Below are 9,343 nucleotides of genomic sequence, written 5' to 3' on the forward strand. Positions count from 1 at the left end.
ACAAAAATGAAAAGACATCTTATTCTATTGTTCGTGGGGGTAAGCCTGCCCTTTCTGCTTGCCGCCCAGCAGAAAAATTCCGTCAGCATTACCAAAAGGGTACTACGTATTCCGGAGGTTACGGTGGTGGGCAAACGACCTATGAAGGATATAGGCGTGCAACGAACCCGTTTCGATTCCATCGCCATGAGAGAGAACATCGCCTTGTCTATGGCCGATGTGCTGACATTCAACTCATCCGTTTTTGTCAAGAACTACGGACGCGCCACGTTATCCACCGTGGCTTTCCGGGGTACCTCTCCCTCGCATACCCAAGTGACGTGGAATGGTATGCGCATTAACAACCCGATGCTGGGCATGACGGATTTTTCCACCATCCCTTCTTACTTTATCGATGATGCCTCGCTGCTGCACGGAACGTCATCGGTAAACGAAACGGGCGGCGGCTTGGGTGGTCTGGTCAGGCTCTCCACTTCTCCGGCCAACCATGAAGGGTTCGGGTTGCAGTACGTGCAGGGAGTGGGGTCGTTCAGCACGTTCGACGAGTTTCTCCGCCTGACCTACGGTGACAAACACTGGCAGTCCTCCACCCGTGTGGTGTATTCCTCTTCCCCCAACGACTACAAATACCGAAACCGGGACAAGAAGGAAAACATCTATGACGAGGACAAGAACATCATCGGTTCCTATTACCCGACGGAACGCAACCGCAGCGGGGCTTATAAGGATCTGCACGTCTTGCAGGAAATTTATTATAACACGGGCGAAGGCGACAAGTTCGGGCTAAACGCCTGGTATATCAATTCCAACCGGGAACTGGCGATGCTCAGCACGGATTACGGGAACGACATGGACTTCGAGAACCGCCAAAGGGAGCAGACGTTTCGCGGCGTCCTCTCGTGGGATCGCGTGCGGGAGAAATGGAAGGTCGGTGTAAAAGGCGGCTATATACACACATGGATGGCCTATGATTACAAGCGGGACAAGGGAAACGGCGAAATGGCTTCGATGACCCGCTCACGCAGTAAGATTAACACGTTCTACGGAAGTGCGGACGGGGATTATGCTCCTTCAGAGAAATGGCTGTTCACGGCCGGTGTTTCCGTACACCAGCATTTGGTGGAAAGCGCGGACAAAAATATCATCTCGCAGGAAGGTAACAAGGCTGTTGTCGGGTATGACAAGGGACGTGTCGAGTTTTCCGGTTCCGTTTCTGCGAAATGGCGGCCTGTCGATCATTTTGCCGCCTCGCTTGTCCTTCGCGAGGATATGTTCGGTACGGAATGGGCCCCGGTTATCCCGGCTTTCTTCATCGACGGGGTACTGTCGAAAAAAGGCAATATCGTGGCGAAAGCATCCATCTCCCGGAACTACCGTTTTCCCACGCTGAACGACCTCTATTTTCTGCCGGGCGGTAATCCCGACCTGAAAAGCGAGCACGGCTTCACATACGACGTGGGGTTGTCGTTCTCGGTGGGGAAAGAAAATGTATATGCTTTGAGCGGTGGTATCAACTGGTTCGATTCGCACATCGACGACTGGATCATCTGGCTACCCACAACCAAGGGATTCTTCTCCCCCAGAAACCTCAAAAAGGTACATGCTTACGGGGCAGAGACCAACGCCCACCTTGATATAATGCTCGGAAAGGACTGGAAACTGGATATGAACGGAACTTTCTCGTGGACTCCCTCGATCAACGAGAGCGAACCGATGAGTCCGGCAGACCAATCCGTCGGCAAACAGTTGCCATACGTGCCGGAGTTTTCCGCAACGGTGACCGGACGTCTGTCATGGCGGACATGGAGCCTGCTTTACAAATGGTGTTATTACAGCCAGCGTTATACCATGTCGAGTAATGACTATACCCTGACGGGCTATCTGCCCCCTTACTTCATGAATAACGTGACACTGGAAAAACAGCTCTCTTTCCGATGGGCCGATCTGTCGCTAAAGGGCAGCATCAACAACCTGTTCGATGAAGAATACCTTTCCGTATTGTCCCGTCCCATGCCGGGCATCAATTTCGAGATATTCATCGGCATAACACCCAAGTTCGGAAAAAACAAAAATAGTAAACGATAATCTGCATCAATATGAACGCATTAAAGAATTTAAGCCTGATTTTGTTGCTTTCTCTGGCATTTACAGGCTGCCACAACAAAAGCTCAAAAATCAATGATTTCAACCTGCTGCTTTATGCTCCCGAATATGCCTCCGGCTTCGACATCAAAGGGGCGGGCGGGAAGGAAAGCGTACTGATAACCGTCAGGAATCCCTGGCAGGGAGCGGACAGTGTAACCACATGGCTGTTTATCGTCCGCAACGGTGAAGAGGTTCCCGAAGGGTTTGCAGGACAGGTACTCAAAGGAGACGCCAAACGTATCGTGGCGATGTCTTCCACTCATATCGCCATGCTTGACGCAATCGGTGAAGTCCGGTGTATAACCGGCGTTTCGGGAATCGACTACATTTCCAACCCAGACATCCAAGCCCGCCGCGACAGTATTGGCGATGTCGGCTATGAAGGGAACATCAACTACGAGTTGCTGCTCTCGCTCGATCCCGACCTCGTTCTGCTCTATGGGGTGAACGGCGCAAGCGCAATGGAAAGCAAACTCGAAGAACTCGACATACCGTTCATGTATGTCGGCGATTATCTTGAAGAGTCGCCTCTCGGCAAGGCCGAATGGATGGTAGTGCTTTCAGAAGTCACAGGAAAACGTGAGAAGGGTGAAAAAGCCTTTGCCACAATCCCGGTCAGATACAACGCCTTGAAAAAGAAAGTGGCCGACAGTACCCTCGACACTCCTTCGGTTATGCTTAATGTTCCCTATGGCGACTCGTGGTTCATGCCTTCAACCCAAAGTTATGTAGCCCGCTTGATTACTGATGCGGGAGGCCGCTATATCTACCAGAAGAACACGGGAAACGCTTCTATCCCCATTGACTTAGAAGAAGCATATCTGCTCGCGTCGGATGCGGACATGTGGTTGAACGTGGGAATGGCGAACTCCCTTGACGACTTGAAGGCATCATGTCCGAAATTCACCGATACCCGATGTTTCAAAAATGGAGAGGTGTATAACAACAACGCCCGTACCAACACAGCCGGGGGTAACGACTATTACGAGTCTGCCGTCGTGAATCCTGACATCGTGCTCCGCGACCTCGTGAAGATATTCCATCCTGAACTGGTGCAGGAAGAGTGTGTGTATTACAAGCAACTGAAATAGATGCGTTCCCGTTCGACTATATTATTCTCCATATTGATTACGCTCACGGTCGGTCTTTTTTTACTGGACTTGGCCGTGGGAGTTGTCAACATTCCGATCCGCGATGTATGGGCAGCACTGACCGGGGGAAATTGTTCCCGTGCCACGGAAAAAATCGTACTCAACATACGCCTCATAAAAGCTATAGTGGCACTGTTGGCCGGGGCTGCCTTATCGGTCAGCGGTCTTCAGATGCAGACCCTCTTCCGTAATCCTCTTGCCGGTCCCTATGTCCTTGGCATCAGTTCCGGTGCAAGTCTCGGTGTGGCACTTGTGGTACTTGCCGGGATCGGTTCATCAATAGGCATTGCCGGAGCAGCGTGGGTGGGTGCGGCTGTCGTGTTGCTCGTGATAACTGCCGTCGGACAGCGAATAAAAGACATCATGGTAATCCTGATTCTGGGCATGATGTTCTCATCGGGCGTAGGTGCTGTCGTGCAGATATTGCAGTACCTCAGCAAAGAGGAATCGCTGAAAGCCTTTGTCATTTGGACGATGGGGGCTTTGGGTGACGTCACCTCCGGACAACTTCTGATTCTTGTTCCATCGGTGTTTGCCGGACTGCTGTTGGCTGTACTGACCATCAAACCGCTTAACCTCCTGCTGTTCGGAGAGGAATATGCCGTAACAATGGGACTGAATATTCGGCGTTCACGCAGCCTGTTGTTTCTCTCGACAACGCTGCTCGCCGGAACGATAACCGCTTTTTGCGGTCCGATAGGTTTCATAGGTCTCGCTATGCCTCATGTCACAAGAATGCTTTTCCAAAATAGCGATCATCATGTCCTTCTGCCCGGAACAATTCTTTCGGGAGCATCGATATTGCTTCTTTGCGACATCATTTCTAAAATATTCACCTTGCCGATCAACGCCATTACAGCTCTATTGGGAATCCCAATCGTCGTATGGGTGGTTTTACGCAACAAATCCATCACCGCATGATAGAATTACAGCATTTTTCCATAGGTTACAAAGAAAACTCGTTGCTCCACGAGGTAAATGCCACGATAAAAAAAGGTCAACTGACAGCCCTTATCGGAAGAAACGGGACAGGAAAATCGACGTTGCTCCGCGCCATAGCCGGTCTGAACCGGTGTTATTCCGGAAAAATCATTCTCGACGGGCACGACATCGCCTGCATGAAAACCGAAGATATGGCAAAAACGCTGGCTGTCGTCACGACCGAGCGCACGCGCATCGCCAACCTGCGGTGCAAGGATGTCGTAGCCATAGGCCGTGCTCCTTATACCAACTGGATAGGTAGGATGCAAGAAACAGATAAGGAGATAGTCATGCAATCGCTCATTTCGGTGGGAATGGAGGCTTATGCAAACCGCACGATGGATAAAATGTCGGATGGCGAATGCCAGCGTGTGATGATTGCTCGTGCATTGGCACAGGATACTCCTATCATTCTCCTTGATGAACCGACTTCCTTTCTTGACATGCCTAATCGCTACGAACTTGTGGCGTTGCTTCGTAGGCTTGTCCACGACGAGAAAAAATGTATCATGTTCTCGACACATGAACTTGACATCGCGTTGTCCATGTGCGATTCGATAGCATTGTTAGATACCCCGAATTTAAGTTGCTTGACCGCGTCTGAAATGCAGAAAAGCGGATACATTGACAGACTTTTCCAAAATGAAAACATCCGTTTCGACTCCTTATGCGGTACAATGATTTTGAAACAATGAGTATATACACTGTAGAAAATTTTACTTCAGACATCACTGTTGAAGGATACATCGCCGAATTCCGTGACGAACCACATTTTCTTGAACTTTGCAAACAATGTACCAATTACGGTAAAAGTTGGGGGTGTCCTCCATTTGATTTTGATACGGAATCGTTTCTCCGACAATACAAGTATGCACATCTTATGGCAACGAAGATAATCCCTGAAGACAAAGATATTCCGATTGAATATACACAAAAACTCATTTTACCGGAACGGATACGAATCGAGAGCGAATTATTGGATATGGAACGGAAATATGGAGGGCGTTCATTTGCCTATATAGGTAAATGTCTTCACTGCTCAGATAACGAGTGTACGCGTAACTGCGGCACACCATGCCGACACCCGGAAAAAGTGCGTCCGTCACTCGAAGCCTTCGGATTTGACATAGCCAAAACGCTTTCTGAACTTTTTAACATCGAACTTCTTTGGGGAAAGGATGGCAAATTACCTGAATATCTTGTTCTCGTAAGCGGATTTTTTCATAATGAATACGAACTTTGCAACATAGCATACTAATGATTCGGACATGAAATAAACAGACAAACTAACCACATTCGGTTCAATCTGTTTTGTGATTTCAAATGAATTATAGTTAGATATGTAAAAAGCGACGCTGGAGCTTGAAATAAGTAACGGTTTATCGGTGTATTCTCCGTTAAACCGTCCTGTTTTCGTTAAACGAAAACACAACTTGCTGTCCGCAGGAGCGGACCACATTTATCCAATAATTATTGTGTATTAGCCCATTGTATGGCTATTCTCCTGTGATTTACGAGGCATTTCCATCAGGTGTTTGCCGGCTGCTCTCCCCATAAAAGGGTGGATATCTCTCCATAATCATATGACTTACGTCCATAATTCGGGAATAAGGAGGCGAATATACGGGAAATCTGCCCTTTACATGCCCTATTGTCCATTAATGGATTGTTACTTCTACACATCTACAAATGGAGAGCGGCAGTGAGCCGTATATGGTTTATGGTTTTTCTGCATTATCTTCATTAATGGATTACTACTTCTACACTTCTGCAAATGGAGAATGTAGCCGTGTACACCTTATGGTCTTCCTTCATAATTCTCCATTAACGGATTAATACTTTTACACTCCCATAGACCGATAATTTAAGAATCCGTATCCGGACGGATGCGCGCTCTCACGCCTGCCCATAAGGATTAAAAAGGAACGGTGGACAAGGAAACGGAATCCCGCTCGCTTTTCCACACCACTACGGGCCTCTGATGTCGCCTCCGCATAGGAAGAACCGTCCGAACGGAACGGCATCTCCGTCCCCCCCGTCATGTGTATCATGACAATAACTGACTTTGGATGACTATAAGTGACAGGTGGTTTCATCCTGTTCTCTTCTTCCTTTATTTTGTATTCCGAGACAATACCAGTTGTGTAATTTAATAATTTAAGATTTTAAAATATGGATTCAGAAAAGGAAAAGAACCGGCTTTCCGATATCGTTCTCGAGAGGGTCGGACTCACGGGGAACCTTCTGTCAGCTCCCGTTTCCCCATCCCTGGAACCAGTGGTGGAGATACCAAGTCATGGAAGTCAGGTCCGGGCAGGGAAAGTGACAGGTCCGGAGGAATACAAGAGGAGGTTTCTGGTTCCCGCTCCCAGAGCCGCTGAGTGGAAGACCGCCTACATTGATGGGAGACTGCACCGCCGGATCGCCATGCTGGTCAGGGCCGCCGGCTGCGGCAGCATCTCCGGTTTTATCATCCGGTTGTTGGAACTCCATATGGAGGAACACAGGGAGGACATCGCCTCCCTGCTCGGTGAGGTCTACCGTCCCTGGGATGAGGACGGACAGCCGGGAGGAACACCTCGCCGATAAAACGTTGTCATTGTCCAAGAAGGCATATCATGACAGGAAAGAACGTAAAAGAGCGGATTGGTCTTGGCGGGATGGACGCGGACCGCATCCGTGAGATCATGGGGGAAGCGCCTGCCTGTCCCCGGAAGAGACGTGGAACGTCCGGTAACGACATTATACGTCCCGCAAGGAAAAATGGCCCCATGCAACCGTCCGTCTACGGGGAGGAATACCTGCATGGCATTGCGGGCGTGCAGCGTCGGTCGCTGCATATTCCCGCCGCCCTGCACCGGAAACTGTCCATCCTGGCGGGAGCCTCGAGAAACGGAAAGGTCACTCTGGAGGGGTTCATCAACCACCTTGTCTCGCGGCATCTGGAAGAATACAGGGAAACGACGGACATGATTCTGGAGGAGTCCCTGCCCGGCCCGGTCATAAAGGCTCGTCCCCCATGACAGGGGATCTCCCCCGATGGGAGCATTATTTTTGTTTCTGAAACAATAGTGTTTAACTTTTAATGAAAAAGAAGTATGATGAAAAAAGAAAAAGAGTTGTTGGTTGCCATCGCCAGCCAGAAGGGTGGCGTGGGAAAATCCGTCTTTACGGTACTGCTGGCCAGTGTCCTGCATTACCGCAAAGACGTGCGTGTGGCGGTTGTGGACTGTGACTCCCCGCAGCACAGCATCGCCCTGATGCGTGAGAGGGACATGGAGAATGTCATGAAAAATGACGACCTGAAGGTGAACCTGTACCGGCAGTACGAAAGAATCCGTAAGCCTGCCTATCCGGTCATCAAAAGCGACCCGGAAAAGGGGGTGGAAGACCTGCGGCGTTATATGGACGAAAAAGGGGAGACTTTCGATATCGTGCTCTTCGACCTTCCCGGAACGCTCCGCAGCGAGGGGGTGGTTCATACCGTTGCCGCGATGGACTATATCTTTGTCCCGCTCAAGGCGGACAATATCGTCATGCAGAGTTCCCTGCAGTTTACCAAGGTGCTGGAAGAGGAGCTGATCGCCAAGGGGAACTGCAACTTGAAAGGAATCCGGCTGTTCTGGAACATGGTGGATAGAAGGGGACGGAAGAATTTGTATGATGCCTGGAACCGGGTCATCCACAGGATGGGGCTGCGGCTGCTGTCCTCACACATTCCGAACACCCTCCGCTACAACAAGGAGGCGGACCCTGTCTGTAAGGGTGTCTTTCGTTCCACGCTGTTTCCACCCGATCCCCGTCAGGAGAAAGACTCCGGCCTTCCTGAACTGGTGGAGGAGATATGCCATGCCATCGGTCTGGAGGAATCCGATACCGAGCGGTAGCGGATGATAGGATACAGACACCTTGAATAAGGGCTTTTAGCCTAAGATAAAGTAAGATAATTGCATGATAATAAGTTTTTTACAGATGTGACTTCTCCTATAAAAGCATTACCTTAGTAGTGTAATGTGCGCCAAGAGGTCACACAAGTAATTGTTCAGCATCGTGTCTGAACCTATTGTTCCATCAATAGTAGCCTGAAGAGGCGTACGTGACTGGCAACGGTCGGGTGCGAAGCCCTCTTGACAACGACGTTCCAACCTAAGCATCATAGGCGAAGAATGTCAAAGCTGACTGATATGAGTAACCTAAGTGAATCGCCGTACCATCGTGACTATGAATTAGCTCACGGATATTTATGGGCCATTCCAAAAGGCAAGCAGTCAGGATAGTACGCTGTTACATCGTGCTACACGGATGTCGCACTGCTGGTGGATAGGCGGAGTCTAAGTCGGTCGTCAGTTATTTGTGCGAAACTTGGTAAGCCCGTATCTCTCCCGTCAGCCAATAACCGATGGGTGGCCAATTGTAAGAGCGGCCGAATGAGGTGCGGGTAAAGGATTGTGGAGAAAGCGAATGCCATGGTGTAATGCCCTGGATAAAGGTTTCAACGTCACCCTACGCGAAAGCGGGCAGACTTCCACAGGGTAATTCTTTGTGAAACGAATTGTAGAACTTCAAGTATAAAGAAACAGCAAAGGAACAAGGCGCAAGCCGAGTGTGCATCTTCAGCCGGACGCAAAACCGTGTGGAAAGGAATAGACTTCGCACGATGCGAACGTAAGGTATCAATCGTTCACTGACTGCTATGTTCGGTATTAATGCAGACTGAATCCTTAATCATTTATCCAAACTCTTGAAATATCAAAGCCTGATTTAAGTGCAGATAACTGATAGAGTTTGGATAAATGGAAAGTTTGAATAAAATACATTATTATCAATTTCTACAGATACAGGGTCGACGCATTATATTTTTTACTATCTTACAACTTGTATTTTATTTTTATATTATTGATTATTAGTGTATTATCTATTGTATATGTCGATTATTTTCCTTATCTTTATAAGATATTATAAAACATAAACTAACATGAAAATTGGCATAATTGACCTTTGTAAACAAATAGAAGATCCTAGGATGAACCGCAAAAAAGTACATAAAATGGAAACTATTATCTATA

Annotated in this window: 9 protein-coding genes; 8 read left to right on the plus strand and 1 reads right to left on the minus strand. The window is 48.7% G+C overall.

The genetic code is table 11. The features are described from left to right. Positions 1 to 6: 6 nt before the first annotated feature. From BSAG_RS00620 to BSAG_RS00600, 5 genes are read left to right on the plus strand one after another with little or no spacing between them, the layout of a single operon-like run. Positions 7 to 2,085 carry a TonB-dependent receptor plug domain-containing protein gene (locus BSAG_RS00620; RefSeq protein WP_008770771.1) on the plus strand — a complete coding sequence of 693 codons (2,079 nt, stop codon included), beginning with the start codon at positions 7 to 9 and terminating at the stop codon, positions 2,083 to 2,085. A gap of 11 nt (positions 2,086 to 2,096) precedes the next feature. Next, positions 2,097 to 3,236 (plus strand): ABC transporter substrate-binding protein, encoded by a 1,140-nt coding sequence (locus tag BSAG_RS00615; protein ID WP_008017868.1) that lies wholly within the window; start codon positions 2,097 to 2,099, stop codon positions 3,234 to 3,236. Then, entirely contained in the window at positions 3,237 to 4,217 is a 981-nt protein-coding gene (locus BSAG_RS00610; protein WP_004289234.1) for a FecCD family ABC transporter permease, read from the plus strand. Beyond that, positions 4,214 to 4,972 carry an ABC transporter ATP-binding protein gene (locus BSAG_RS00605; RefSeq protein WP_004289235.1) on the plus strand — a complete coding sequence of 253 codons (759 nt, stop codon included), beginning with the start codon at positions 4,214 to 4,216 and terminating at the stop codon, positions 4,970 to 4,972. Before BSAG_RS00610 ends, BSAG_RS00605 begins: the two co-directional genes overlap by 4 nt. Beyond that, on the plus strand, positions 4,969 to 5,535 hold the full coding sequence (locus BSAG_RS00600; RefSeq protein ID WP_004289236.1) for a DUF2284 domain-containing protein: 567 nt from the start codon (positions 4,969 to 4,971) through the stop codon (positions 5,533 to 5,535). Before BSAG_RS00605 ends, BSAG_RS00600 begins: the two co-directional genes overlap by 4 nt. Positions 5,536 to 6,118: 583 nt before the next feature. On the opposite strand, the gene BSAG_RS0223595 is transcribed toward BSAG_RS00600, so the two are convergent. Next, positions 6,119 to 6,373: a hypothetical protein gene (locus BSAG_RS0223595; RefSeq protein WP_008650625.1), complete on the minus strand. Its 255-nt coding sequence runs from the start codon at positions 6,371 to 6,373 to the stop codon at positions 6,119 to 6,121. Between the two features lie 76 nt (positions 6,374 to 6,449). Between BSAG_RS0223595 and BSAG_RS00595 the strand changes: the two genes are divergently transcribed. The 3 genes from BSAG_RS00595 (at position 6,450) to BSAG_RS00585 (ending at position 8,164) form a co-directional block, all read left to right on the plus strand. Next, positions 6,450 to 6,866, plus strand: coding sequence for a DUF3408 domain-containing protein (locus BSAG_RS00595; RefSeq protein ID WP_004327094.1), 417 nt, complete (start codon positions 6,450 to 6,452; stop codon positions 6,864 to 6,866). A gap of 29 nt (positions 6,867 to 6,895) precedes the next feature. Beyond that, positions 6,896 to 7,300, plus strand: coding sequence for a DUF3408 domain-containing protein (locus BSAG_RS00590; RefSeq protein WP_004315818.1), 405 nt, complete (start codon positions 6,896 to 6,898; stop codon positions 7,298 to 7,300). A gap of 75 nt (positions 7,301 to 7,375) precedes the next feature. Next, on the plus strand, positions 7,376 to 8,164 hold the full coding sequence (locus tag BSAG_RS00585) for a ParA family protein (RefSeq protein ID WP_004311277.1): 789 nt from the start codon (positions 7,376 to 7,378) through the stop codon (positions 8,162 to 8,164). The last annotated feature ends 1,179 nt before the right edge of the window (positions 8,165 to 9,343 follow it).

It is taken from the genome of Bacteroides sp. D1 (assembly GCF_000157095.2).
In the GTDB taxonomy this organism is placed as follows: Bacteria; Bacteroidota; Bacteroidia; order Bacteroidales; family Bacteroidaceae; genus Bacteroides; species Bacteroides xylanisolvens.

Bases quoted from the DNA above. Each gene is read 5' to 3' on its own strand.
- BSAG_RS00620 (WP_008770771.1), top strand. From the start codon at position 7: ATGAAAAGACATCTTATTCTATTGTTCGTGGGGGTAAGCCTGCCCTTT.
- BSAG_RS00615 (WP_008017868.1), top strand. From the start codon at position 2,097: ATGAACGCATTAAAGAATTTAAGCCTGATTTTGTTGCTTTCTCTGGCA.
- BSAG_RS00610 (WP_004289234.1), top strand. From the start codon at position 3,237: ATGCGTTCCCGTTCGACTATATTATTCTCCATATTGATTACGCTCACG.
- BSAG_RS00605 (WP_004289235.1), top strand. From the start codon at position 4,214: ATGATAGAATTACAGCATTTTTCCATAGGTTACAAAGAAAACTCGTTG.
- BSAG_RS00600 (WP_004289236.1), top strand. From the start codon at position 4,969: ATGAGTATATACACTGTAGAAAATTTTACTTCAGACATCACTGTTGAA.
- BSAG_RS0223595 (WP_008650625.1), bottom strand. From the start codon at position 6,373: ATGAAACCACCTGTCACTTATAGTCATCCAAAGTCAGTTATTGTCATG.
- BSAG_RS00595 (WP_004327094.1), top strand. From the start codon at position 6,450: ATGGATTCAGAAAAGGAAAAGAACCGGCTTTCCGATATCGTTCTCGAG.
- BSAG_RS00590 (WP_004315818.1), top strand. From the start codon at position 6,896: ATGACAGGAAAGAACGTAAAAGAGCGGATTGGTCTTGGCGGGATGGAC.
- BSAG_RS00585 (WP_004311277.1), top strand. From the start codon at position 7,376: ATGATGAAAAAAGAAAAAGAGTTGTTGGTTGCCATCGCCAGCCAGAAG.